The sequence below is a fragment of the Cylindrospermopsis raciborskii Cr2010 genome (assembly GCF_003367075.2).
GTDB classification, from domain to species: Bacteria; Cyanobacteriota; Cyanobacteriia; order Cyanobacteriales; family Nostocaceae; genus Raphidiopsis; species Raphidiopsis raciborskii.
Genome location: NZ_CP065936.1, coordinates 1,998,073 through 2,023,818 on the forward strand (window position 1 = coordinate 1,998,073; position 25,746 = coordinate 2,023,818).

General features: G+C 41.7%; 27 protein-coding genes and 2 pseudogenes. 16 read left to right on the forward strand and 13 right to left on the reverse strand.

What is annotated here, in order from left to right:
- Window positions 1-86: 86 nt before the first annotated feature.
- The 5 genes from C6N34_RS09090 (at window position 87) to C6N34_RS17075 (ending at window position 5,463) form a co-directional block, all read left to right on the forward strand.
- The gene (locus C6N34_RS09090) at window positions 87-1,634 is read left to right on the forward strand and encodes a P-loop NTPase family protein (RefSeq protein WP_115538182.1); all 1,548 of its coding nucleotides are present in this window, start codon (window positions 87-89) and stop codon (window positions 1,632-1,634) included.
- 290 nt (window positions 1,635-1,924) lie between these two features.
- Window positions 1,925-3,007, forward strand: a complete 1,083-nt coding sequence (gene psbA / locus C6N34_RS09095) for a photosystem II q(b) protein (RefSeq protein ID WP_006277031.1) — start codon at window positions 1,925-1,927, stop codon at window positions 3,005-3,007.
- A gap of 215 nt (window positions 3,008-3,222) precedes the next feature.
- Window positions 3,223-4,698, forward strand: coding sequence for a bifunctional metallophosphatase/5'-nucleotidase (locus C6N34_RS09100; RefSeq protein ID WP_057178427.1), 1,476 nt, complete (start codon window positions 3,223-3,225; stop codon window positions 4,696-4,698).
- A 40-nt stretch (window positions 4,699-4,738) separates the two neighbouring features.
- A complete protein-coding gene (locus tag C6N34_RS17070) occupies window positions 4,739-5,059 on the forward strand; it encodes a bile acid:sodium symporter (protein ID WP_258316311.1) in 321 nt (106 codons plus the stop codon).
- Window positions 5,056-5,463, forward strand: a complete 408-nt coding sequence (locus tag C6N34_RS17075; protein ID WP_329606393.1) for a bile acid:sodium symporter family protein — start codon at window positions 5,056-5,058, stop codon at window positions 5,461-5,463. The genes C6N34_RS17070 and C6N34_RS17075 overlap by 4 nt, the downstream gene beginning before the upstream one ends.
- A 136-nt stretch (window positions 5,464-5,599) precedes the next feature.
- On the opposite strand, the gene C6N34_RS09110 is transcribed toward C6N34_RS17075, so the two are convergent.
- The 5 genes from C6N34_RS09110 to C6N34_RS09130 all read right to left on the reverse strand — a co-directional run bounded on the left by C6N34_RS09110 (window position 5,600) and on the right by C6N34_RS09130 (window position 10,696).
- Window positions 5,600-5,905, reverse strand: a complete 306-nt coding sequence (locus tag C6N34_RS09110; protein ID WP_181406990.1) for a hypothetical protein — start codon at window positions 5,903-5,905, stop codon at window positions 5,600-5,602.
- 22 nt (window positions 5,906-5,927) lie between these two features.
- Window positions 5,928-7,475 carry an AAA family ATPase gene (locus C6N34_RS09115; protein ID WP_057177677.1) on the reverse strand — a complete coding sequence of 516 codons (1,548 nt, stop codon included), beginning with the start codon at window positions 7,473-7,475 and terminating at the stop codon, window positions 5,928-5,930.
- Between the two features lie 116 nt (window positions 7,476-7,591).
- A complete protein-coding gene (gene psbA, locus C6N34_RS09120; protein ID WP_006277566.1) occupies window positions 7,592-8,674 on the reverse strand; it encodes a photosystem II q(b) protein in 1,083 nt (360 codons plus the stop codon).
- A gap of 317 nt (window positions 8,675-8,991) precedes the next feature.
- Window positions 8,992-10,122, reverse strand: a complete 1,131-nt coding sequence (locus C6N34_RS09125) for an aldo/keto reductase (RefSeq protein ID WP_115539056.1) — start codon at window positions 10,120-10,122, stop codon at window positions 8,992-8,994.
- Window positions 10,123-10,198: 76 nt separating this feature from the next.
- A complete protein-coding gene (locus tag C6N34_RS09130; RefSeq protein ID WP_006277027.1) occupies window positions 10,199-10,696 on the reverse strand; it encodes a bifunctional nuclease family protein in 498 nt (165 codons plus the stop codon).
- Window positions 10,697-11,096: 400 nt separating this feature from the next.
- On the opposite strand from C6N34_RS09130, the gene C6N34_RS09135 reads away from it, so the two are divergent.
- On the forward strand, window positions 11,097-11,771 hold the full coding sequence (locus C6N34_RS09135; protein WP_115539057.1) for a riboflavin synthase: 675 nt from the start codon (window positions 11,097-11,099) through the stop codon (window positions 11,769-11,771).
- A gap of 24 nt (window positions 11,772-11,795) precedes the next feature.
- Here C6N34_RS09135 and C6N34_RS09140 read toward each other — a convergent pair whose 3' ends face one another.
- Together C6N34_RS09140 and C6N34_RS09145 are read right to left on the reverse strand one after the other, a co-directional pair.
- Window positions 11,796-13,448: a M23 family metallopeptidase gene (locus C6N34_RS09140; RefSeq protein WP_057178322.1), complete on the reverse strand. Its 1,653-nt coding sequence runs from the start codon at window positions 13,446-13,448 to the stop codon at window positions 11,796-11,798.
- Window positions 13,449-13,500: 52 nt separating this feature from the next.
- Complete coding sequence (locus C6N34_RS09145; protein WP_040008827.1) at window positions 13,501-14,361, reverse strand: biotin--[acetyl-CoA-carboxylase] ligase; 861 nt, start codon at window positions 14,359-14,361, stop codon at window positions 13,501-13,503.
- A gap of 147 nt (window positions 14,362-14,508) precedes the next feature.
- Here C6N34_RS09145 and petN point away from each other — a divergent pair, with 147 nt between their 5' ends.
- On the forward strand, window positions 14,509-14,595 hold the full coding sequence (gene petN / locus C6N34_RS09150; RefSeq protein ID WP_071985122.1) for a cytochrome b6-f complex subunit PetN: 87 nt from the start codon (window positions 14,509-14,511) through the stop codon (window positions 14,593-14,595).
- Between the two features lie 7 nt (window positions 14,596-14,602).
- The gene (locus C6N34_RS09155) at window positions 14,603-14,764 is read left to right on the forward strand and encodes a hypothetical protein (RefSeq protein ID WP_096543396.1); all 162 of its coding nucleotides are present in this window, start codon (window positions 14,603-14,605) and stop codon (window positions 14,762-14,764) included.
- A 250-nt stretch (window positions 14,765-15,014) separates the two neighbouring features.
- Here C6N34_RS09155 and C6N34_RS09160 read toward each other — a convergent pair whose 3' ends face one another.
- The gene (locus C6N34_RS09160; protein WP_006277017.1) at window positions 15,015-15,371 is read right to left on the reverse strand and encodes a type II toxin-antitoxin system PemK/MazF family toxin; all 357 of its coding nucleotides are present in this window, start codon (window positions 15,369-15,371) and stop codon (window positions 15,015-15,017) included.
- Window positions 15,368-15,643 (reverse strand): ribbon-helix-helix domain-containing protein, encoded by a 276-nt coding sequence (locus C6N34_RS09165; protein WP_057178316.1) that lies wholly within the window; start codon window positions 15,641-15,643, stop codon window positions 15,368-15,370. The genes C6N34_RS09160 and C6N34_RS09165 overlap by 4 nt, the downstream gene beginning before the upstream one ends.
- 136 nt (window positions 15,644-15,779) lie before the next feature.
- Between C6N34_RS09165 and C6N34_RS17205 the strand changes: the two are divergent.
- The 3 genes and pseudogenes from C6N34_RS17205 to C6N34_RS09175 form a co-directional block, all read left to right on the forward strand.
- Window positions 15,780-16,337, forward strand: a pseudogene (locus tag C6N34_RS17205) (glycoside hydrolase family 15 protein); the annotation flags it as partial.
- A gap of 159 nt (window positions 16,338-16,496) precedes the next feature.
- Window positions 16,497-17,339: pseudogene (gene dmeF, locus C6N34_RS17210) on the forward strand (CDF family Co(II)/Ni(II) efflux transporter DmeF); the annotation flags it as partial.
- 9 nt (window positions 17,340-17,348) lie between these two features.
- Window positions 17,349-17,975: a Uma2 family endonuclease gene (locus tag C6N34_RS09175; protein ID WP_057178315.1), complete on the forward strand. Its 627-nt coding sequence runs from the start codon at window positions 17,349-17,351 to the stop codon at window positions 17,973-17,975.
- A 15-nt stretch (window positions 17,976-17,990) separates the two neighbouring features.
- Here C6N34_RS09175 and C6N34_RS09180 read toward each other — a convergent pair whose 3' ends face one another.
- Window positions 17,991-18,929, reverse strand: coding sequence for a serine hydrolase (locus C6N34_RS09180; protein ID WP_115539059.1), 939 nt, complete (start codon window positions 18,927-18,929; stop codon window positions 17,991-17,993).
- A gap of 126 nt (window positions 18,930-19,055) precedes the next feature.
- Here C6N34_RS09180 and C6N34_RS09185 point away from each other — a divergent pair, with 126 nt between their 5' ends.
- The gene (locus C6N34_RS09185; RefSeq protein WP_096547285.1) at window positions 19,056-19,595 is read left to right on the forward strand and encodes a hypothetical protein; all 540 of its coding nucleotides are present in this window, start codon (window positions 19,056-19,058) and stop codon (window positions 19,593-19,595) included.
- Window positions 19,596-19,620: 25 nt separating this feature from the next.
- Here C6N34_RS09185 and recA read toward each other — a convergent pair whose 3' ends face one another.
- From recA to moeB, 3 genes are all read right to left on the reverse strand, one after another.
- Window positions 19,621-20,694, reverse strand: a complete 1,074-nt coding sequence (gene recA, locus C6N34_RS09190; RefSeq protein ID WP_057178312.1) for a recombinase RecA — start codon at window positions 20,692-20,694, stop codon at window positions 19,621-19,623.
- Window positions 20,695-20,868: 174 nt separating this feature from the next.
- Window positions 20,869-22,062: an MFS transporter gene (locus C6N34_RS09195; protein WP_115539060.1), complete on the reverse strand. Its 1,194-nt coding sequence runs from the start codon at window positions 22,060-22,062 to the stop codon at window positions 20,869-20,871.
- Between the two features lie 121 nt (window positions 22,063-22,183).
- Window positions 22,184-23,356 carry a molybdopterin-synthase adenylyltransferase MoeB gene (gene moeB, locus C6N34_RS09200; protein ID WP_115539061.1) on the reverse strand — a complete coding sequence of 391 codons (1,173 nt, stop codon included), beginning with the start codon at window positions 23,354-23,356 and terminating at the stop codon, window positions 22,184-22,186.
- A gap of 202 nt (window positions 23,357-23,558) precedes the next feature.
- On the opposite strand from moeB, the gene C6N34_RS09205 reads away from it, so the two are divergent.
- The 4 genes from C6N34_RS09205 (at window position 23,559) to C6N34_RS09220 (ending at window position 25,656) form a co-directional block, all read left to right on the forward strand.
- Window positions 23,559-23,696 (forward strand): photosystem II reaction center protein K, encoded by a 138-nt coding sequence (locus tag C6N34_RS09205; RefSeq protein ID WP_006277007.1) that lies wholly within the window; start codon window positions 23,559-23,561, stop codon window positions 23,694-23,696.
- Window positions 23,697-23,796: 100 nt separating this feature from the next.
- Window positions 23,797-24,093, forward strand: a complete 297-nt coding sequence (locus tag C6N34_RS09210) for a 2Fe-2S iron-sulfur cluster-binding protein (protein WP_006277006.1) — start codon at window positions 23,797-23,799, stop codon at window positions 24,091-24,093.
- 226 nt (window positions 24,094-24,319) lie between these two features.
- The gene (psbM, locus tag C6N34_RS09215; RefSeq protein WP_071985120.1) at window positions 24,320-24,433 is read left to right on the forward strand and encodes a photosystem II reaction center protein PsbM; all 114 of its coding nucleotides are present in this window, start codon (window positions 24,320-24,322) and stop codon (window positions 24,431-24,433) included.
- A 371-nt stretch (window positions 24,434-24,804) separates the two neighbouring features.
- Complete coding sequence (locus tag C6N34_RS09220; protein ID WP_115539062.1) at window positions 24,805-25,656, forward strand: universal stress protein; 852 nt, start codon at window positions 24,805-24,807, stop codon at window positions 25,654-25,656.
- Window positions 25,657-25,746 lie beyond the last annotated feature (90 nt).

Sequence of the window (25,746 nt, forward strand, 5' to 3'; positions counted from 1 at the left end):
TCAACCTACGTTAATCTTATATTTAATTCCACTGACCCACTTAGAATAAAATCGGTAAGGTTATTTTTTAAAAACTCCTTCTCACCATGCCTAAACACTTTAACACTGCTGGTCCTTGCCAATCTGACATCCACTATATGCTCTCCCCCACGGTTCGACTACCGGACTTGAAAGCACTAATTGATGGTCGCAATTACTTTATCATTCATGCACCGCGACAAGTAGGCAAAACCACCGCTATGATAGCCCTAGCTCAAGAATTGACTGATAGTGGGGAATACACCGCCATCATGCTTTCTTTAGAAGTAGGGGCACCCTTCTCTCAGGATCCGGGTATGGCTGAACGTGCAATTTTGGATGAATGGCAAGAATCCGCTTGTGTTTACCTACCAACTAATCTTCACCCACCCCGTTGGCCACCATCTCAACCCGGGCGGCAAATTGGAGCCGCATTAGCCAGCTGGGCTAAGGTTGCTACTCGTCCCCTAGTGGTTTTCCTGGATGAAATTGATGCTTTAGCAGATGAAACATTGATTTCTGTTCTCAGACAATTACGCTCAGGTTACAATCGTCGTCCCCGGGCGTTTCCCCATTCGGTGGGGTTGATTGGTATGCGGGATGTGCGGGACTATAAGGTGAAATCCGGTGGAAGTGAACGACTCAATACCTCTAGTCCTTTTAATATCAAGGCTGAATCCTTGACTTTAAGTAATTTTACCTTACCTGAAGTAGAAGAACTTTACTTACAACATACACAAGCTACGGGACAGGTTTTTACCATAGAAGCAATTCAACAGGCATTTTATTTAACTGATGGACAACCGTGGTTAGTAAACGCCCTAGCTCGTCAAGCTACTCAGGTCTTAGTGAAAGATACCACCCAACCCATTACTGCTGAAGTGATTAACCAAGCCAAGGAAATTCTGATTCGACGCCAGGATACCCATTTAGATAGCTTGGCAGAAAGATTACGGGAAGATAGGGTCAGGGACATTATTCAACCTATGTTAGCTGGTGAAGACTTAGCTGATACACCAGAAGATAACTTACGATACGTGTTAGATCTGGGTTTATGCCGTCGCGATCGCGGGGGTGGACTAGAAATTGCTAACCCTATTTATCGAGAGATTTTACCTAAAGCTTTAGCCTCCGTGGCGATCGCCTCTTTAACTTCGGTGGAGCTCAACTGGTTAAATCCTGATGGCACACTCAACCCTCAAATCCTATTAGACTCTTTCTTAGAATTTTGGCGACAACATGGGGAACCACTACTCAGAAGTGCACCTTACCATGAGATTGCTCCCCATTTAGTGTTAATGGCATTTTTACATCGGGTAGTAAATGGTGGTGGCACCTTAGAGCGGGAATATGCCATTGGTTCTGGAAGGATGGATATTTGTTTACGCTATGGCCAAGTGGTGATGGGCATAGAGTTAAAGGTGCGGAGGGAAAAGTTAGATCCGTTAACCAAGGGTTTAACCCAACTGGATAAATATCTGGATGGTTTAGGATTGGATACAGGTTGGTTAGTGATTTTCGATCGCCGTCCCGGATTACCACCCATGGGAGAGAGAATTAGTACGGAGGAAGCTATTAGTCCGGGGGGACGCACTATTACCGTCATTCGCAGTTAGTCGCGAAGCACTGGGTATGCGAGATCGCCATTGTTGTTTAAATCATTAATGTTGGGTTTCCTAGCGTCAACCCAACCTACAAACTTAAAAACTCGTCTATATACATATAAAATACCTCCAGGAGGCGAAAACCCCCACCATTTATGGCAAAATCCCTAATTGGCAAAATTATTAAAAATTTTGTAAAAACCCCTTTACAAAACTAAATATTTGTCTTAATATAAGTTCATAAGGTAGAAACACCTACCAGAACATACATAAATCTCTCGTAAAACCGCAATTATAAAACCATGACCACCGCCATTCAACAGCGCCAAAGCGCTAACGTATGGGATCGCTTTTGTGAATTTATCACCAGCACCAACAACCGCCTTTATATTGGCTGGTTCGGCGTGTTAATGATCCCCACCCTACTTGCAGCTACCACTTGCTTCATCATTGCTTTCATTGCTGCTCCTCCCGTTGACATCGACGGTATCCGCGAACCCGTAGCTGGTTCCTTAATGTACGGTAACAACATCATCTCCGGTGCTGTAGTTCCCTCCTCCAACGCTATTGGCTTGCACTTCTACCCAATTTGGGAAGCTGCATCCTTAGATGAATGGTTATACAACGGTGGTCCTTACCAACTAGTAATTTTCCACTTCTTGATTGGTGTAGCCTGCTACCTGGGTCGTGAATGGGAACTATCCTTCCGTTTAGGCATGCGCCCTTGGATTTGCGTAGCATTCTCCGCTCCTTTGGCAGCTGCTACCGCAGTATTCTTAATCTACCCCATCGGACAAGGTTCCTTCTCTGATGGTATGCCTTTAGGTATCTCTGGAACCTTCAACTTCATGATTGTGTTCCAAGCAGAGCATAACATCCTCATGCACCCCTTCCACATGTTAGGAGTAGCAGGTGTATTCGGTGGTAGCTTGTTCAGCGCTATGCACGGTTCCTTGGTAACATCTTCCCTAGTAAGAGAAACAACCGAAACCGAGTCTCAGAACTATGGTTACAAGTTCGGACAAGAGGAAGAAACCTACAATATCGTAGCAGCACACGGTTACTTCGGACGCTTGATATTCCAATATGCTTCATTCAACAACAGCCGTTCACTACACTTCTTCTTGGCAGCATGGCCAGTAGTAGGAATCTGGTTTACAGCACTGGGTGTAAGCACCATGGCATTCAACCTGAATGGATTCAACTTCAACCAATCCATCATTGATTCTCAAGGACGCGTAATCGGTACATGGGCTGACGTAATCAACCGCGCTAACCTAGGTATGGAAGTAATGCACGAGCGTAACGCCCACAACTTCCCCTTAGACCTAGCTGCTGGTGAAGTAGCACCTGTAGCATTAACCGCTCCCGCAATCAACGGTTAATAATTTAATAACCAATACTGGTAAATGAAAAGCTCCTCACCAGGTGAGGGGCTTTTTTTATGGGTAAGATCAGGAGAACTTGTCAAGGAAGAAGTTGAGGGTGCGGAATGAGGAATCGGGTCAGGTTAGGTTAATTTTTGTCAACTTTATTTCTTCAGATAAATATTTTTGATTACAATAATACCGTTCATTGAGGAAAAATACTGAGGGAAATAATGACTCAAACTACAGAAAAACTCAAAAAGTTTACGATTTTGCATTCCAATGATATGCACGGCGACTTTTTGGCGGAGGCTAAAAGCGGAGAAGGTAATTTGGTTGGTGGGTTGTCATTACTTTCTGGTTATATTAATAAAGTGCGTCAAACGGAAAAAAATACTCTTTATGTTATTGCTGGTGATATGCTTCAGGGTTCGATGATTGATACCGAATTTAAAGGCTTATCAACCATGGAAATTATGAATTACTTAGCGCCTGATGTAGTAACTTTAGGAAACCATGAATTAGACTATGGCTTTCCCCATTTATTATTCTTAGAAAAAATGGCCAACTTTCCCATTGTTAATGCCAACTTGTATATTAAAAAGTACAGCAAAAGATTGATGAACCCTTATATCATCCTTAATGTAGATGGATTTGATATTATGTTTATCGGCATTGTTACTGAGGAAGTTCTTAGTTCTTTAAAACTAGATACAAGTATCGGTACATTTGTTGGACTGGAAGATGCAGCGGCCGAGGTGGGCAAAATCTGCAACACTTACAAAAATGAGGATATTGATTTGACAATTCTCCTCACACACATTGGTTTTGAAGAGGATAAAAAGTTAGCTGCTATGTTAGATCCTGAGTGGGGGGTAGATATAATCATTGGTGGACACTCTCATACTGTTTTAGAACAGCCCGCCCAAGTAAACAACATCTTAATCTCCCAAGCTGCTGTAGGTACTGATCAGATTGGACGTTTTGACATTACAGTAGATGATGATACTAATAGCATTGTGGAATGGAAGTGGCAGCTTGTTCCTATCAATAATCAAGTAGCTACCCCTGATGTGGACTTGCAAAACTTTATCGATGCTTATAAGGAGCAAGTAGATCGTAAGTACAATCGTATTGTTAGTCGTTTGAGTCGGAAATTAATACATCCAGTACGTGAACAAGAAACTGAACTGGGTAATTTAATCGCCGATATCTTTTCCGAAATCGATATGATTGATGTGGTTTTAGCAGGAAGTAGTGGTATACGAGGCAAAGAACTAGGACCTGTTGTTACACTTGAAGACCTTAAAAAAGTTTATCCTTACGATGGTGCTCTTTATAAAATTAGAGTAAATGGGACACAATTGACAAAAGTGTTCGCCCACATTCTGCGACCAGAAAACAGAAGGCCAGATGAAAGTCAATGTTATCAAATCAGCAAAGGTGTTCAAGTAGTTTATAACGATACTAAAAAGACAATCGAGTCTTTAAATATTAATGGACAATCTGTAGAAGCTAGTCGTCAATACATAATGTGTGTGGAAAATTATCATTATCAAAATTCACTCAAGAATTTGAACCTTACATCTGAAGAGGTAGCTAACGCTAAAGTTGTTGCTACCTCTGCCCAAAGTATTCTTGAAGAATATTTAACTACTCATCAACTTATTGACCGTCATGTAGAAGGACGATGGACTTTTATTAACTAGAGGTTGCTAGCAGTTAACAGTTTTTAAAAACCTTAATCAGTTGTTCATACTGCCCCTCATTGGATTGGCGATCGCAAAGCTTGTACCCATGCAACCTGCGATCGCTACAGGTTTGATGATTTTGGCCTTATGTCCGGGGGGAGTTTCCTCAAATTTGGTGACATTTTTGGCAATGGGTGATGTAGCTTTAAGCGTCACACTGACAGCTTTAAGTAGTTTAATTACTGTATTTACCATTCCCATTTTTGCAAATTTGGCCAGTCAACATTTTTTTGGGCAAGGTGCAGTGGTGGAGTTGCCAATTTGGACGACTATTGGGCAAATTTTGCAATTACCTTCTTACCGATCATCATTGGTATGAGTATTCGGCAATTTGTGCCAAAACTATCTACAAAAATAGAAAAGATAACTAGTATCTCCGCTACCGTATTATTAGCAGTAATTATTTTGTTGCTGATTATTAAAGAGTGGAGTCGCCTACCGAATTTTATTTTTCAAGTTGGGATCGGTGTTTTGCTGTTAAATACTCTTTCAATGGCGGCGGGATTCTATTTGAGCAAACTTTTTAATCTTAATTACAAGCAACAAATTTGTATCAGCATTGAGGTGGGTATGCAAAACGGAACTCTGGCGATCGCCATTACTGCAGGGTTATTGAATAATCCAGATATGGCGATTCCTGGAGCAATTTATAGCTTGTTGATGTATTTGACGGGATGTATAGCGATCGTCTATGGGCGTAATTTTTCTACATCCAGAGTATAAGAAGGAAGGTGGCTAGTATTTTATAGAAAAGCCCCCCACCAGGTGAGGAGCTTTTCATTTACCAGTATTTATTATTAACCGTTCCTAACTATTTCCTATTTCCAAGAATAGATCCCACCCCGACGCAAAAAGGCACTTATATTACAAAAGTTGACATATTTTCTTGATAGTTTAATCGTGTAACTACTGTATTAAGTTTAACGCGAATACCATATAGATGTAACTTATCAAACAAGATAATCGACCGTAGAACATGATCACCAGTTCCTCGTCCTAAATGTTTTTGAATCACTTCTGAAGCGGAATCTACTGAGAGTGCAACCCAATCAATTTTATCGGGGTGTTTTTCTAGTAATTGAGTCATTCGCGCACCATTACTCACAAGACTGGTTATAAATCCCAAACGATGTGATTCAGCTACAAGTTCATCAATATTAATCATTTAAACAACAATGGCAATCGCCCTAACTACGAATGACGGTAATAGTGCGTCCCCTTGGACTAATAGCTTCCTCCGTACTAATTCTCTCTCCCATGGGTGGTAATCCGGGACGACGATCAAAAATCACTAACCAACCTGTATCTAATCCTAATCCATCCAGGTATTTGTCCAGTTGGGTTAAACCCTTGCTTAACGGATCTAACTTTTCTCTCCGCACCTTTAACTCTATGCCCATCACCACTTGGCCATAGCGTAAACAAATATCCATCTTTCCAGAACCAATAGCATATTCTCGCTCTAAGGTGCCACCACCATTCACTACTCGATGTAAAAATGCCATTAACACTAAATGGGGAGCAATCTCATGGTAGGGTGCACTTCTGAGTAGTGGTTCTCCATGTTGTCGCCAAAATTCTAAGAAAGCATGTAATAGTTTGTCAGGATTTAAAGTATTGTCAGGATTTAACCAAGTGGGTTGAATTTGGGGTAGACTATCCTGACTACCCTGGGACAAAACACGAGGAATCACTTCCTGATAAATGGGATTGGCAATGGTTAGTCCACCCAAAGGACTGCGCTTTACCAAGCCTAAATCTAGCAAGAACCGGCGATCATCCTCCGGGGTATCTGGTAGATCGGATCCAGATAACATGGGTTGAATAATGGCTTTGACCCTATCTTCCCGTAATCGCTCTGCTAAACTATCTAAATGAGTATCCTGGCGCTGAATTAGAATTTCTTTGGCTCGGTTAATGACTTCAACGGTAATGGGTTGGGTTATATCTTTCACTAAAACTTGTGTAGCTTGACGAGCTAGGGCATTTACTAACCACGGTTGTCCGTCAGTTAAATAAAATGCCTGTTGAATTGCTTCTATGGTAAACACCTGTCCCGTAGCTTGTGTATGTTGTAAGTAAAGTTCTTCTACTTCTGGCAAAGTAAAATTACTTAAAGTCAAAGATTCGGCCTTGATATTGAAAGGACTAGAGGTATTGAGTCTTTCACTTCCACCGGATTTAACCTTATAGTCCCGCACATCCCTCATACCAATTAACCCCACCGAATGGGGAAACCCCTGGGGACGACGGGGAAAACCTGAACGTAATTGTCTTAAAATAAAGATTAAAGCTTCGTCTGTTAGGGAATCAATTTCATCTAAAAGGATTACAAGAGGTCTTGGAGATTGGGTAGACCACTCACTTAAAGTTTTGCCTATTCCTGAGTCTGTTTCACCCTCTGGCCAATAGGATGGTTGTAGTTCTTTGGGTAAGTAAAACCTAATTGCCTGTTTCCATTCTTGTAAAATAACCTGCTCCGCTTGCTGGGGATTATGGGAAAATCCTGACCCTACTTCCACGGATAGCATAACTGCGGTGTATTGACCACTATCAGTCAATTCTTGAGCAAGAGCTATCATAGCCGTGGTTTTCCCTACTTGTCGCGGTGCATGAATGATAAAGTAATTACGACCATCAATTAGCGCTTTCAAATCCGGTAAGCGAGCGGTGGGGGAGAGCATATAGTGGATATCAGATTGACAAGGACCAGCAGTGTTAAAGTGTTTAGCCATGGTGGAGTTTTTAAAAAAATAACCTTAACAACTTTATTCTAGAACCTCTTCACTTGTTACCCCATAAAAAAAGCCCCCCACTAGGTGAGGAGCTTTTCATTTACCAGTATTGGTTATTAACCGTTGATTGCGGGAGCGGTTAATGCTACAGGTGCTACTTCACCAGCAGCTAGGTCTAAGGGGAAGTTGTGCGCATTACGCTCGTGCATTACTTCCATACCCAGGTTAGCGCGGTTGATTACGTCAGCCCATGTACCTATTACACGACCTTGGGAATCAATGATTGATTGGTTGAAGTTGAATCCATTCAGGTTGAATGCCATGGTGCTTACACCCAGTGCTGTAAACCAGATTCCTACTACTGGCCATGCTGCCAAGAAGAAGTGTAGTGAACGGCTGTTGTTGAATGAAGCATATTGGAATATCAAGCGTCCGAAGTAACCGTGTGCTGCTACGATGTTGTAGGTTTCTTCCTCTTGTCCGAACTTGTAACCATAGTTCTGAGACTCGGTTTCAGTTGTTTCTCTTACTAAGGAAGATGTTACTAAGGAACCGTGCATAGCGCTGAACAAGCTACCACCGAATACACCTGCTACTCCTAGCATGTGGAAGGGGTGCATGAGGATGTTATGCTCTGCTTGGAACACAATCATGAAGTTGAAGGTTCCAGAGATACCTAAAGGCATACCATCAGAGAATGAACCTTGTCCGATGGGGTAGATTAGGAATACTGCGGTAGCAGCTGCCAAAGGAGCGGAGAATGCTACGCAAATCCAAGGACGCATGCCTAAACGGAAGGATAGTTCCCATTCACGACCTAGGTAGCAGGCTACACCAATCAAGAAGTGGAAAATTACTAGTTGGTAAGGACCACCGTTGTATAACCATTCATCTAAGGATGCAGCTTCCCAAATTGGGTAGAAGTGCAAGCCAATAGCGTTGGAGGAAGGAACAACAGCACCGGAGATGATGTTGTTACCGTACATTAAGGAACCAGCTACGGGTTCGCGGATACCGTCGATGTCAACGGGAGGAGCAGCAATGAAAGCAATGATGAAGCAAGTGGTAGCTGCAAGTAGGGTGGGGATCATTAACACGCCGAACCAGCCAATATAAAGGCGGTTGTTGGTGCTGGTGATAAATTCACAGAAACGATCCCATACGTTGGCGCTTTGGCGCTGTTGAATGGTGGTGGTCATGTTTTTATAAATGCGGTTTAACCGAGGGTTTATGTATGTTCAGGTAGGTGTTTCTACCTTATGAACTTATATTAAGACAAATGTTTAGTTTTGTAAAGGGGTTTTTACAAAATTTTTAATAATTTTGCCAATTAGGGATTTTCCTATATATGGTGGGGGTTTTCGCCTCCTGGAGGTATTTTATATGTGTGTAGACAAGTTTGTAAGCTAAGATAATAATTAATTTATATGCAAAGATATGCAAAAATATGCGATCGCACAATTTTCCACAAATCTATAATCGAAAAAACTGATGGAAAGGGTGTTGCTGCAAGCGCTTAATCCCATAACCTTCTGCTGCTTTTGCCATTTAATGTTTCATGGGCATTTTGTAACAAATGGGGAATGTCTAAACTCTCGGGACATTTGGGTAGGCAATCACCACACTCTGTACAGCGGTTTCCTCTCATTCCAGAAAACCAATGACCAGCATTTTCCAACATTCCATAACGATACTTGCCATAATCAATCATATTGTAGGCAACCGATAAATTTCGTAACCTTAATATCTCGGGGATGTTGATATTTTCCGGACAGGGTAAACAATCATAACACTGACTACATTTATCAGTTCCCAAAATTTGGGTTTGGTAGTTTTCTAAGTTTTTAAAAACTTTGACCTCTGCTGGTGTTAAATTACTAGTATTATCAGAAACTGCCAAGGGTAAAGTTAATTCCTCTGGATTTCCAGCACCTACACTTAGGGTAGTAATTCGCGAATCACTCAACAAAAACCGATAGTTCAATTCCAGAGGGGTGAAGGGTTGACACAGTTCCTTTAATTTATCCGATGGCGTATACAGTCTCCCACCCTTATCTGCAGGAGAAATAATAAATACACCCATATCTTTTTCTGCTGCTACTGTAACCGCTAAATTGTTGCGCTGGAAAAAATAATAATAATGCAAATTCACAAACTCAAAATAATCTGTATTAATGGCATCCAAAATAATCTTTAAACTACCATGGGTAGAAAACCCAACATGTTTAACTCTACCATCTTCTATTGCTTTCTGTATAGCTTTCATACAGCCATTATTAGACTTTACCCATTCCCAATGCTGCTCTGTATTTAAGCCATGAATACCCAAAGCATCTAAATAATCAACATTTAGTTTTTGTAAAGACTCATCAATATGTCGCTCCATAGTGCTATTATCTGCACAAGGAGGGATTTTAGTTGTAATATAAAATTGACCTCGGGGTACTGATAAACCTGTTTTAATAGCCGTACCTAAATACTCCTCACTTTTACCGTAACCCCTAGCAGTCTCTAAATGATTGATTCCCCATTCTAAAGCCTTTTCTATAGTGTGATGGAAAGTTTCCACATCAGTTATACACCGCATTGTCCCCAAGGAAAACACGGATAAGTCTAAATTAGTTTTACCAAAACGACGGTATTTCATGACCTAAATTTAGAGAGTAGTTCCACTATAGAAATGGCTGTAGAAGAAGCATGATTAAAAATGGTCAGTGAACACCTTAACCATCACTATTGCCAAATCGTTTAATTAAATCCTCCGGACGAAGATTGGAAACAAATTCCCGAAATGCTTGTTGTTCAGCTTCGTCAGCATCACGGTTCACAGGAATAGAAGCATCCGCCACCACTTCTTCCATCACCCAAATAGGCGAATTGGTACGTAAAGCAATGGCGATCGCATCACTTGGACGAGAATCAATCTCCTTTTTCACATCACCTTGCTGAACAATTAAAGCTGCATAGAAAGTATCCTTTTGTAAAGAATGAATAATGACCTTTTCTAGGGTCATATCCCACACTTCCAAAATATTGACCATGAGGTCATGAGTTAAAGGTCTGGGTGGTTTTTGATGCTCCATAGCACCCATGATAGCTCTAGCTTGCTCTTGACCAATGTAGATTGGTAAAGCTCGACGATCTGAACTATCTTTCAGGAGTACGATCGGACTGCGGGTTATGGCATCTAATGCTATACCAGCGACTCTCATTTCAATCATTGGCTAACCCTCTAAAATCCTTGTCTAGCGTGAGTGCTAAGTGGTAAAAATTACCCTTGAGCCAGTTGTGTGAGACAGAAGTAAACATAAGGTTTTTCTTCTCTATAATGACTTGTATTAGACTGCTGGATAAAACCCAGACCATCTGGACTTTATCTAGACTTTATTGTTGCTAATGACCTAGGCCAAATTATGCTCCTCCACAATTATTATCTTAATCAAGTATGCCTTGAGATTGATGGGAATGTGTGAATTTTAATCGGTTGGGAAAATTTGATCAATTGTCTGGAAGCGTCTGGAAGATTGAAGAAGTTTTGAAGATTTTGATGGGCAATTATTGCTTTTTTCTCCTCAAAACCGCAGATTGTGACACAATTAGAGTTAATTTGGCAGGTTAATTATGTTTACAGGCTTGATTCAAGGATTAGGTAGGATTAAACCTTTATCAGGAGATTTATGGCAGATTACACTTATTAATTCGTTAGAAAGTCCTACAGGTACAATTATGAAAGATTTAAGTTATGGTGATAGTGTATCCGTAGATGGTGTATGTCTAACAGTAGAAGAACTTCTCCAGGAAGGCTTTATTGCTACTGCTTCACCGGAAACCCTACAGCGAACAACTTTAGGCACAAAGGAGGTTCAAAGTAGATATGTGAATTTGGAAACCTCCCTGCGCGTGGGGGGTAAGGTAGGGGGTCACTTTGTTATGGGTCATGTGGATGGAATTGGTGAGTTAGTTTCCTCAGCACAAACAGCCAGCTCTTGGGAAATGACCTTTATTGCACCACCTGACATAGCTCGCTATATTGTCCCCAAAGGTAGCATCGCTATTAATGGCATTAGTCTCACGGTGGCCAGATATCAACCTGAACACTACCAGTTCACTGTGGCTGTAATTCCAGTCACATACTCAGAAACTAATCTTAACTGTTTAGTCCCGGGGAGTTGGGTGAATCTGGAAGCTGATATTCTCGGTAAATACGTAGAAAATTTCCTTTATATGTCACACCAAGAACATCAAACTTCAGAGGAAATCACACCAGCGTTTTTAATGGAACATGGTTATGTCTAGGCTTGTACCATTTTAGAAATAGCTTTATCGTAGTTGTTTGCTTTGGGAGTTGTAGTTATAGGCAACTCTATTATAAAGACTATTCATTCCGGCCTGTAACTGCATACTAGGATCCACAGCAACCCAGCCATTGGCAGTCAGGTGACGAACCTCAAAATGAAGGTGGGGACCCGTGGAGTTGCCTGTACTACCCACACGACCGATGATCATTCCTGGCTCTACCCATTGTCCAGGACGCACTAAAATTTCTGACATGTGACCGTAAAGGGTTTGTTGTCTCTGGTCATGATTAATGGTTACTGCTAAACCATAACCACCCATCCAATCAGCCATCTCTACTTGTCCCTTCTCTGCTGCTAAAATTGGTGTTCCTGTGGGTGCAGCAATGTCCATCCCAGCATGGAAACGGCGATCGCCCGTGATAGGATGTGTTCTCCAACCAAATAGGGAGGTAATAGGCGCTGCAAATGATAATGGGTATGTAATACCAGAGACACTACCGGAATTAGTACCATTATCAGCAAAGGAACTAATATAAGGGACTTGTGGTAAAACCGATGCTAGGTCAAAATCATAAGCAACCTTACTGGGACGGGGTGCCACCTTTCCTTCTATCATTGGTGGTGGTAGGGTGCCAAAACTGGGAGTAATTGGGGTCACCGTTGTGTTAGAGGAAAATTCTCTGGGGTCGCGAGGTCGATTATAGCTAGTCTTTGTGGAAATTCTTCCCATATAACCCCCCGCGCTGGTATGACGACTACTGGAATTGGATCCTAGACTGTGCCAATTTTGGGAATTATTCACAGTAGCAGCTAAGGAATTGACAACCTCCTCAGACTTCTGACCTTGGGGCCTGGGACTGCTATTATTAGTGCTTAGTGCATTTTCATTGGGTACTGTTTTAAGCGGGCTTTTACCTAAATTCACAGCTGCACTTTTCTTTAGCCAAGTAGGTGCTGACTTTTGGGTAGAGTTTGCTACGGATGGATTAGTGGGATTTTTGCCACCACAAGTGCCAACAGATTTCCCTGGCTGGGAGATTACCGCTTTACAATCTTGAGTTCTTCCTGTAACTTCCACGGAACTAGGTGCATCATATTTAACGGTACTATTTCCGTTATATTCCGTGGGATCAATTTGAGTGCTATTATAATCCTTACCTGTATTCCCGTTGTCACTATTATTGGGTTGACTAGTCACTGGAATTACTAGTGTGGATGTTTCTGGGATGGGTTGAGTACTAGTAGGCAATGTTTCAGGTTGGGACTTTAGGACCGGAAGTGCGGGAACTTTCAAGATTACTGAAGTTGGAGAACTTTCTGACCTAGATTCAGAATTCCCCTCTGTTGCAACACTTTCAAGATTTGAGTTAACTTCTGAATTCTTCCCCTGGGTTTGCACACCAGTTTTCAATTCCGTCACCTTGGATTCCACGGGTAGGGATACCTGACCATTTTGCCCCTTGTCTCCCAATGTAGTTGGTTGAGAAACTTCCACTGTAGAGACAATATTATCTACTGGCAATTCGGTTTGGGCAAATACAAAACCCCCACTTAGTAGGCTAATACTGCTCAACCAGGATAAAGTTTGAGCAGGTACTGTAGAAGCAAAGCGTTTAGCTGTTAAGTCTTGATTATACTGTCTTTGCTTTTTAGTAGATTTATGGGAATAGGGCATTTTTTCCTTATTTGTGGGTAAGTTTAAAATAGTATGGACAGATTAAAAACAACTAAACAGAGAATTGAGTGTAACCCAAACTGATTGTACCTGGTTCAAGAGAAATTTCTCCTTGGATGAGTTCCTCTCTATTACCGGATGTTTGTAGGCGCAAATGACCTTGGGGTGTAACCCCGACCACGGTAGCTAAAACACTAGTTTCAACTAAATTATCCTCATTTTTACCTGAAAATGGGATATTGACACATACTTGATCACCCAAATTGATAAGTAAATCCAGATAACGGGACAAAACAATGCTTATTCCTTCGTCTTGTAAACAATCCAGACCGGACTGTATTCCCAGTAAAACCTGAGCAGCAAGCATTTCCAGTCCAGAAATTGGCCACAAATTCTCGTTTTGCCAAGAATGTAGGTTAATACCTGTTTCTGGCACGGGATTTTTCCAGTTGACACCTACGCCAATGACCACCTGGGTAATTTGTCCTTGTTTAACTTTAGTTTCTGTTAAAATGCCTCCCAGTTTACGACGATTTAATACTAAATCATTTGGCCACTTTATTCTTGCTTCCACGCCACAATTTTTTAACTGGGATGCAATTCCCCAAGCACTGGCTAAAGTTAGTTGATACCCATTGGCAACTTCCAGTTGTAAAGGTATGCCCAGGGAAATATATAATCCGCCTTGGGGAGATAGCCATTGTCTTCCCCACTGTCCCTTTCCCGCAGTTTGCTGTTGGGCAATCACTACACATCCCCGTTTTTCCCCTTGACTCAACAATTGCCACGCCATTTGATTTGTTGATGGTAAACTTTCAAAAACGTGCACAGAACTGAATAAATGTAGCTGTTGGTGTTCTGACTCTAAGTGACGTTTCCAGTAGTGTTTCAAAAGTTGTTGATTAAATTCCACTTTAACTTTCCTAAATGGCAATTTTCTACCACTTGCCATAACGCTGACATTTCCGGTATAGCAGAAAGCTTTGCCAACAGCAAAGAGTTTTGCCACCGAATTTCTGATAAAATAAGAAAGTGTGGTTTGTTTTTAAAAAGTAGAACTATGATTTTGACACTAGGTTGGGTATCGCTAATGGTCGTCTTTACATGGTCCATTGCCATGGTCGTTTGGGGACGTAACGGACTGTAGGGTAACTGTGGAGAGTTCATTACTGAATATTTTAGCTGTAGTTGCCCTAATGTTACTAGTAGGGGTTACAGGCGGTGTAGTTTATTTAACCTTAGCTGATTGGCGCGATCGCCGTCGTCGAGAGGAAGAAAACCGAGAAATGAACCGCAGTACAGCCAAACGACGTTGATTACTAGATAGGCTTTCTTGGCTACAGCTACATCCGACAGGGTTGAAAACGGTTACAGTTTAAAGCTATAAGACCTTTACATGATAAAGGTCTTATAAATGTTGAAAAATGTGGGTATATGGGCAATAAATTGAGAGCTATTCAGTACCCGAGTATTTTCATAGCTGCATTGTGACCGGGGATTCCACAACAATAGAAATACCGTTTTATTACAAATGGAGCATAACTTTTGCTGACTCATCTGACTGAATTAACTACTATTTTCTCCTGGTAAATCCAAAGCAATTAATAAAGCCTGGGCCAGATGGGCCATAACCACCTCAGAAAGCACACCACGTAATCGCAAAAAGCGCGTTTTCGATAAAACCCGCACCTGATCTGCCATTGCGACCGAATCTTTCCTGAGACCACCATCTGGTGCTAAAATCAAAACTTGGGTGGGATAAACCCGCTTGCCCGTTTGATAGGTAGTACATGGTACTGCTAAAACAACCGGACTAGATAGATTAATCACGTCACGACTCACAATAATTACTGGACGGGTTCCTCCCTGTTCAGAACCTTCAGTCATTTCAAGACGCGCATCATAAACTTCACCCCTTCTCATCGTGGAGATTCCCCTAGCCGCAACGCTTCCCATTGCGCCGTAGCAAATTCCACCTCCATCCTTAAAACTTCCGTTTGATAATCTGGGTCTCTAGTCATTTCCGCTAAAGCGGCATCAATTTCAGCTCGTTTTTGTGCTGCTAGTTCTCTTTTCAGAGCTCGCACCACAAAGTCATTGCGATTTTTAGCTTTGCCTTCTAACACTGCTTTATCAGTTGCTTCTAGCAATTCTTTCGGTATGGTTAACGTTGTGCGAATAGTTTCTACTTTCATGGCGCGTTCAATCTGTGATGTCTGAAGTGATGCCTTATATGATATCGTTTTCAGCATACATTAAGAAACAAAAGATTTCAGATTTTAGATTAGGAGACTAACCAATAACCATTACAAGATCTGTCATCGGTCAACCGTCAACGCCAAATACAACACAACCACTGGTGATATCGTAGTTGGTGATGATGAATGGGGACATTTACAACTGGATGCCACATCCATATATTTATTGATTCTGGCACAGATGACTGCATCTGGTCTGTCAATTATTTTCACTTTGGATGAAGTTAACTTTGTTCAAAATCTAGTTTACTATGTGGGTAGGGCCTATCGCACTCCTAATTATGGTATCTGGGAACGGGGCAATAAAATTAATCATGGTAATGCAGAATTAAATGCCAGCTCTTTAGGAATGGCTAAAGCTGCACTAGAGGCTATAAATGGGCTGAACTTGTTTGGTGTTTATGGCAGTCAAGCATCGGTTATTCACGTTCTACCAGATGAAATTGCTAGGGGGAGAATTACTTTAGAGTCTTTATTGCCAAGAGAATCTGCTTCTAAAGAGGTAGATGCCGCATTGTTAAGTATAATCAGCTATCCTGCTTTTGCTGTGGAAGATCCAGGTCTGCGCGATCGCACTTTTCAAAAGATTATTAACGAATTAGCTGGCAACTACGTTTGCAAGCGTTTTTTGTGTGAAACCCAACGCCCGCATGGGTCTCTTCCCTCGATCCATTCTATAATAAACAAGGAGTGTCAAAAACCTGTGCATATTCATACTTTGGAAGAATGGCAACATTCCCACGATTTTTCTGGTAACCAGCATCAAGCTGAGAAAAGTACCAAAATTGTTATGGTGCTAACCGCATTAACTATGATAGCGGAAATTGCAGCAGGGACCATTTTTGGTTCCATGGCCTTACTAGCTGATGGTTGGCACATGGCTACCCACGTTGCAGCTTTTGGTATTACTGTCTTTGCCTATCAATACGCACGCAATAACGCCAACAATCCTAAATATACTTTTGGCACTGGTAAGGTTAGCGTCCTAGCTGGATTTACTAGTGCTGTAGTCTTGGGAATTATTGCCCTTTTCATGGGGATTGAATCGCTGCAGCGATTTTTTACACCCACGGGAATTCAGTTCAATGAGGCTATAACAATAGCTGTTATTGGCCTATTTGTCAATATAGTCAGCGCCTTTTTATTGCAAGATCACCATGAACATGATCACGAACATCAGCAGGATCATAATTTACGTGCTGCCTATTTTCACGTTTTAGCTGATGCTTTGACCTCTATATTTGCTATTATTGCCTTATTTGCTGGTAAATTTTTAGGTTGGGTATGGATGGATGCAGCAATGGGACTGGTGGGTGCAGGAGTAATTAGTCAATGGTCTTACGGTTTGCTACAAGATACCGGTTTGATTTTATTGGATGGGTCTGGTGATAAACAAATAAGGTTGGCCATTGTCAACGCCATTGAGGAAAATTCGGACAATCGTGTGACGGATATACATATTTGGTATGTTGGACAGCATCATTTAGCAGCTATGATTTCCCTAGTTACCCATGATCCAAAAACGCCAGAATACTATAAAATGTTACTTAGAGATATTCCTACTATTTCTCATGTTTCTATAGAGGTAAATCCTTGTTATGGTGAGTCTTGTCAAGAAACTAGAACTTGCTGAGGTCAATTAATGGTTATTTACAGTGATAGTCCTAATAATCGAGCGATCGCAATTCCTAGGAATGATGTTGAAATCCCCCTAACTCCAGATGAGTACAGAAGGATGGAGGAAACTGAGCAAGAACGTCATGAGTACGCAGATGGAAGGATAATTATTATGCCAGGAGGTTCGGAAGTTCATAGTCGTATTACTGTAGATATAACTACCTTTTTGAACCTTGCTCTTAGAGATAGCAGTTTTGAGACTTATAATAGCGATTTAAGAATCTGGATCCCCAGCTTAAATCATGGAACCTACGCTGATATATTTGTAATTGGTGGTAGTCCGGAATTCAATCATAATCGCACGGATGAAGTTCTCAACCCCCTATTAATTATCGAGGTTCTGTCTCCTTCCACAGAAAAGTATGACAGGGGAGACAAATTTAGAAAATATCGCTCCCTTCCCAGTTTTATCGAATACGTACTAGTTGCTCAGGATGAACTATACGTTGAACAATACTCTAAACAACATGGGGAAAAAAACAATGTTTGGCAACTGGAAATTTATGACCAAATTGAGCAATCAGTTATCTTCCACAGTATAAACGTGGAAATTCCCATGAAAGAAATCTATCGCCGGACAAAATTTTCATAAATCATGAACAACAAGTCACAACTTGGTCATGGTGTGAGCAATCTCAGCGGAGATAAAAGGCAGAATTTCCCGATTTTTAGCGTTTTCCTTCCCTTCTGTAAAAACTACCAAAAGATAAGGATGGTAATTGGGTAACTCAATATAGGCAGCATCATGGCGTACAGAAGAAGTCCAACCCGCTTTTGACCAGATTTGGCTATTTTGAGGCAAGCCACTTCCTAAGAAACCTGTAACTTGATCTTCTTCTAAATCTTTTAGTAATTCATCAGTACTAAATTCTCGCTTGAGTAGGGTCAGCATTTGCTGAGAACGCTGACTAGAAACCGCCACACCACCCACAATACTATGTAACAACTGACCAGTAGCATTAGTGGTTAACATATTTCTATTTTCAAACATTTCCCCGTAAAAAGCTCTTTCTCTCCCATAGGGACCATCACCCCAGGTTTTTTGACAAACGTTAATACTCATCATTTCTTGCCACCCCAGGGACTGATAATAACGGTTAATAATTTGTCTTTGATACTTCCAAGTAGCAAAAGGCTCAGTGGGCAATTCTGGACCAGAGGTGGTTCCGGTAAGAATGTCAACTATCAAGCTAGTAGCATCATTACTAGAATCCACAATCATATCATTGAGAGCTCTTTCCAACTCCTTAGAGGTGGTGGTCATTCCCCGTTCCAACCACTCATGGGCTGCCACCATGTAGAACAATTTTACTATACTAGCGGGATAGACCCGCTCTCCACCACGATAACTAAAACCTCGGACTGGATGATGCCAAAAAGCATCGGGGGTCAAAGCGCCACCCGTGTTGACAATAACAGGAGGGTCGTAAACAACCCAGGTTAAAGCTATTTGGTCATCAGACAATTGAGGGAATTTCGACCTGGTAGCTGTTAGAACTTGATTGCCCAAATTGTTCAGGAATTCATCTTCACGAAAAAAAGACATTGTTAATGGGTTTGCGATAATAGGTTTTTATTGGTCCTGTGCTGACAGACAGAAACCGGATTATGGCTGACAATTATAGAATTATTGGCTAGTTCTACAAATACAATTATCTAGCAAGAAAAGGTTATGAAGTTCACATCAGTCAAGTTTTGCCTAGCTTTTCTGTGGTTGACCCTGGGAGTTGATTTAGGGGGTTTGGAGTTGAATAATAGAGTTGTGGCACAATTACCTCCAGAACCTCCAGAAATTTTTCCCTTACCTAACAACCAATCAATTCCCGTCTTAAAATCAGAGTTCGGAGTGAGAATAGTTGATGGTCAGGGTAAGGTTAATTTTTTCCCTACAACCAGGATACCACTAAAGAGGGGTGATGTTTATGGTTGGCGAATTACCCTGGAAAATTATCGAGGTCAAGTAAAATGGCGGGAGGTATTGCGTTTACCAAAAGCTCCAGAAACATGGATTACACAGGATAAAAAACATAACTTCTCCCTGGGAGCAGATGGTACCACAGCAATTACAAGGCGCACCCAAATGGCGAAAGATGGTGTGATTGAAAACTACTGGCAAATATCTCCTGGCGATCCTCTTGGTCAACACAAGATAGAAGTTTATGTTGACGACAGTCTGATTACCACCTTTGAATTTGAAACAGTACAATTCTAACATTGAGCCATCTCCCGGGCCACGTTTATTCCTCTTCTTCCATTTCCTCCTCTACTTCCTCTTCAGTGGACTTAGCCACAGAATTGGCGGAAACTACCGCCCCCTGATCTAGTTTAGCACGTACCTGCTCTTTAATTTTTTCGGCAAAATCAGATTTCTCTTCCAAGTATTTGATGGCATTATCTCTACCCTGGGAAATATTCTCTCCGTTATGACTATACCATGCACCTTTTCTAATTAGCACACCTGTTTCTTCTGCTAGGTCTACCAAGCAACCCAGGGTTGAAATCCCCTTACCAAAGATAATGTCAAATTCAGCTATTCTAAAGGGTGGTGCAACTTTATTTTTTGCTACCTTAACCTTAACCCGATTACCAAATTCATCGGAACCTTTTTTCAGTGTTTGAATTCGGCGGATATCTAACCTTACAGAAGCATAAAATTTCAGGGCGTTACCACCTGTGGTAGTTTCCGGACTACCATAGGTAACTCCTATTTTTTGGCGTAATTGGTTAATAAAAATAACTGTGCAACCGGATTTACCAATATTACCAGTAATTTTACGTAGAGCCTGACTCATCAATCGAGCTTGTAAACCCACGTGGGCATCACCCATATCCCCTTCTATTTCAGCGCGAGGTACTAGGGCAGCTACAGAGTCAATTACTACTATATCAACTGCGGCGGAGCGTACTAACTGATCAACTATTTCCAAACCAGCTTCACCAGTATCTGGTTGGGAAACCAGCAGGTTTTCAATATCCACACCCAATGCACCTGCATAGGTAGGATCCAGAGCGTGTTCTGCATCCACGAAAGCTGCTATACCCCCATTTCTTTGCACTTCCGCAATTGCGTGGAGGGCCACAGTGGTTTTACCGGAACTTTCTGGTCCATAGATTTCTATGACTCTCCCTTTGGGTAAACCACCACCCAAAGCCAAATCTAGGGTTAGTGCCCCGGTAGAAATGGTTTCCACTCGCATTCGGGTAGCATCACCCAAACGCATAATTGCTCCTTTACCAAAACTGCGCTCAATTTGGTTTAGCACCATACTCAGTGCTTTTTGTTTGCCAGTATCCGCTGTGTTAGTTGCCATTAGAGTCTCTAAATATAGGATTTAACAAAGATGCGTTAAGGTAGCTTTGTTTTTTTTGATCAGAACAATTATACTATTCTAACCAGAAAAGGTGCGATTAGTAATTTTTGACAAAAAACCTTGAGAAGATTTTAGCGCTATCTGAACATGGTGGCAATGTTGGCACTTTCACCTTTAAGGTCGGTTATATTCTATTTTAGTGGAAAAAATACATATACTACTGGCGGAAAACGCTAGGGCTGCGCTTATACCAGCTATGAAAGGAGTAATGGCTGGAGAAAAGAAGGAGCCAAAAAGACTCATGGCCAAAGAAAATCCACCAAAATAAGTGCCAATTCCTAATCCTGACCAGCGGGGAGGAGTTGACTGTAGAATAAATGGAATTATGCCATTTGTTATCAAGCTAAAACCGACTATTAAGGACACTATTAAGAGGATTATAAAGGGTGTTGGCACTGGGAAAATTATCATGGTTGAAACCGATATAATAGTGACGATAATTCCTAGTATCATAATTGGACGATTACCAAACCTACTAGCACAAAATCCAGCAGGTAAGGATGCTAAAGCCAGGGTTAAACCAAAGGATAGCATGGTTATGGTAACCCTATCAGGGGATAATTGGGTTTTGAGAGTTTTGCCCAAGCTATCCATAAGCAAACGAGATCCCCAGGACATGGTAAAACCGGTTAGGAAAATGAAGGATAGATTATAAAAGGGTATTGTTGGAGATGGGAAGTTTTTGGGCAACGTGGGTATTTCTGGTGGGTGGAAAAACCTTAAAACCAGACCAGTGCCTAAAAGTACAAAGGATGCGATCGCAAAGGACCAAATGGCACCCAAGCTAAGAATAAACTGATGAGCAACACCACGAAAAGCACCGACCACACCCCCAGCAAAGGTGATAAAACTAACTGCCAAAGGCAATTCAGATGGCATGGAATACTTGATCAACAAAGAAAGTGCTGGGGAACGAAAAATGGTCATTGTGAGAGACCAATCTATCAGGGTTAGGGGCAAAAGTCCACGGAAGACTTGGGAAGGGGAGACAAAAGTTACCATACATGGTATGGCAATTAACAGGGTGGAGGACAAAATTACCCCAAGGGAGATAAGAGGAAAACGAGTGGCAAATTTTCGTTGAGACTGGTCAGAAAGTGCACCCATTAGCGGTTCCATAATTACAGCTAAGGCATTTTCAATAATTAAAATTAAAGGTGCCAAAGATGATGGAAACCCGAACTGAATTAACAGTTGTGGTAGATAGGTGTTATAGACCAACCAGGAAAGTGTAATTGCCCCTTGTACCCCTGCTAAAGCCCAAACCTGTTTCCACAAAACGCTCAACTTAGATTTGTATATACTCATGAAATCTTGATATCCCAAAATGGAAAGTGACCCAAGAAATCTCCAAAGGGGCGATCGCTCGTTTACAAAAGGGTGAATTTATCTGCGGGCGATCGCCACCTCCATAATAAATACAGTAAAACTAATACTGTGGTACGGAGGGGTCTACCTCCTGACTCCAAGCATTAATACCACCCTTGACATTAGTTCCTGATATACCTGCTGCTTTGAGAATGGCCAGAGCTTTGGCAGAGCGTCCACCCATCTTACAATGGGCGATTAAACTGTGTCCATTAAGTAATTCTTTGACCCTTGCTACACCATCACCATTTTCAATTTCTGGTAGGGGTATTAACACAGAACCAGGAATCCTGGCAATTTCATATTCATTAGGATTACGCACATCTAATAGGATAAAATCCTGAGAACCACTGTCTATGAGAGTCTTTAACTCCTTGACAGTCATTTCCTGGGTTTCCATTTGCTGTTGCGCTTCCGCTGCTCTAGCTTGGGGAAGACCACAAAATTCTTCGTAATCAACGAGTTTGTCTATTACTGGACGGACAGGGTTAGGACGCAACTTCAACTCTCGGAACTTCATATCCAAAGCGTTATAGAGCACTAAACGCCCACTAAGGGTAGTCCCCTTACCAATAATAATCTTTACTGTTTCCGTAGCCTGAATTACACCGATAATTCCCGGTAAAATCCCCAATACACCACCTTCTGCACAGGAAGGAACCATACCCGGTGGCGGGGGTTCAGGATATAGATCCCGATAGTTAGGACCACCTTGGTAGTTAAATACTGTTGCTTGTCCTTCAAAACGGAAAATTGATCCGTAAACATTGGGTTTGTTTAACAATACACAAGCATCATTAACTAGATACCGGGTGGGGAAGTTATCAGTCCCATCCACAATCACGTCGTAGGGACTAAGTATGTCAATAGCATTTTCTGAACTTAACCGAGTTTCATATAGGTCAACTTGACAATAGGGGTTAATTTCATGAATGCGGTCTTTTGCCGATGCAATTTTGGGTTTACCCACCCAAGATGTGCCGTGGATGACTTGACGTTGTAAGTTAGAGAAATCAACTACGTCAAAATCAACAATACCGATATGTCCCACCCCTGCTGCTGCTAAGTATAATAGCAGTGGTGAACCAAGTCCACCTGTGCCAATACATAACACGCTGGCAGCCTTTAGGCGTTTTTGTCCTTCTAAGCCTACTTCTGGCAAGATTAAATGGCGAGAGTATCTTTCGTAGTCGTCTTTCGTTAACTGGATTTCATCCAGATTAGGATTTAGCATAGTAGGAAGATGCAGAATCTCAGAATACCAATAATAACTCAAATTGCAGGAAGTTTCTCCTGAATGTATCCTTTCTGTTAAGATTAAAGTGGGACTTCAATTTCTTAAGGATCAACCAGAAGATTTTTAAACCATAACCAAACCATGATAGGATAATTCCCAAGTATAAAAGCTGTGTCGGATTAATTGGATTTAAACAAACATGGAAGCAGTAATTTTATTAGCAAAACTGCCCGAAGCTTACCAAACCTTCGGGCCTTTGGTAGATGTACTCCCGGTTATCCCTGTATTTTTCTTGCTGCTTGCTTTTGTTTGGCAAGCTGCTGTGGGCTTCAGGTAAATTAATCGGTCCTCAATACGGACAGGTAATCCCTGTCCTCAAACTTTTCCATAAGGAATGAGATTAACCAGTGACGGGTCACAATTAACAGCTAACAGCCATGGGGAACATTAGATTCATCAAAGAAAACAAGGAAGTAATAGCAGCGGATGGAGCCAACCTCCGACTCAAAGCACTGGAGAATGGAATTGACATCTATAAGTTGTGGGGTAAAATGACCAATTGTGGTGGTTACGGACAATGTGCCACTTGCATTGTGGAAGTTACTGAAGGACTGGAGAATCTGTCATCGCGCACGGATGTGGAAAAGCGAAAATTTAAGAACTCCCCAGATACTTACCGTCTTGCTTGTCAAACTCTAGTTAATGGGCCGGTAAGTGTGATTACCAAACCTTAACCTCCAACTAAGGAGGGAGGTTTTTTCCTATGCAACTTGTCATTTTCAGTGAATCAGTGTATAGTGTAGAGGTGGTCGTTACGGAACATCGGCACGACCTAAAACGGATAGGGAGCGATCGCAAGACTACTTGAGTAGCAGGTGGCTGTGAACTGTCAAAAATCGCTGGCCTTCTGGGTCAGTGAGTATGTCAACAAAAATCAATTTAGAGAGAGGCTATCTTGCCATGCAAGTGAATGACCTAGGGTTTGTAGCAAGCATCTTGTTCGTGCTTGTTCCTGCCGTGTTTTTAATAATTCTTTACATTCAAACTGCCAGTCGCGAAGGTGGAAAAAACTAACCTTGACACTTCCCGCTCATTAATGTCCACCCAAACCTACCCAGACCTTAACAATCTTGGTAGGTAGGGTGAGCGTGCATAACTCCGCCATAAAAAAGAGTTACCTACCATCAAGTAAGGTTGGCTACGAAAGATAGGTCATGACATCGTCAAACTTCGTTTTTCTAATTGATGGCAACAAGCAGCCAAAGAATGTCTAGCTGTGTCCAGAAATTGTCGAACAGCAGCCAACCCGTCTTGTCCAATTCTCAAATTCGTTAAAAATCATCAATAACATCAAATTTGCCTCAGTCTATTGGGCTAAATTGGGAGTGGGTTTGTCTGTAGTTTAGAGGGAAACCCTAATCAACCTTCAGAAAAATTCTCACAAAATGATTCAAAAAATTTTGTTGGCTGTCTCAGGACTCGGACACGCAGAGGAAATGATGAAAAACTTAAAGGAACTACCATCAATCCAATCTGCTAAGGTTACAGTTCTGAACGTTGTACCTTCACAAAGCACCGCAGCAGCTATGACGGAAAAATGGGAAGAGGGTGGTAAAATCCTCGCTAATGCTATTCAGTCCCTCAATTTTGACCCTAGCCAAGTCTCTTCTATTTTGCGTCAGGGCGACCCCAAGGATGTGGTTTGTCAAGTAGCTGATGAAATCGGCGTAGATCTAATTGTTATGGGATCTCGGGGACTTAAACGTCTAGAATCTATTCTGTCTAACTCTGTTAGTCAGTATGTGTTTCAATTATCCTCTCGCCCTATGTTGCTAGTTAAGGATGATATATATGTTAAACGCATCAAACGAGTTATGGTGGCTATGGATGGATCCCCTTCCTCATCCCAGTGTTTACAACTAGCTTTGTTTTTGCTAAGTGGCGTTGAGTCTGGACAGTTAATACTAACTAACGTTAGTACAGATCTGGGAGGAAAAGTGTCAGGTATCACTGACATTAAACCGGAAAGAAACTCGGTTTTGGGTAATGCGGTAGCTACTGCTGAAAGTCGTGGTATTCCTGTGCGTTGTGTCACCAGCAGTGGTAAACCAGGCGAGGAAATTTGCCGCCTAGCACAGGAACTAAACGCTGACCTTTTATTGCTTGGTTCGCCAGACCGCCGTCCATCCATAGCCAAGAGTTTTGTAGATCTTGACCGACTATTGGGTTCTTCCCTATCTGACTATGTACGGGTAAACGCTACTTGTCCCGTACTGTTGGCAAGAACTGTTTCTTAAATTCGCAGTTTCTTGTAATAAACTGAACAGGTGTTAGCTTGTTCAGAATGACACCATATCACCGTGATATTCATAATTGACACCTCCCCG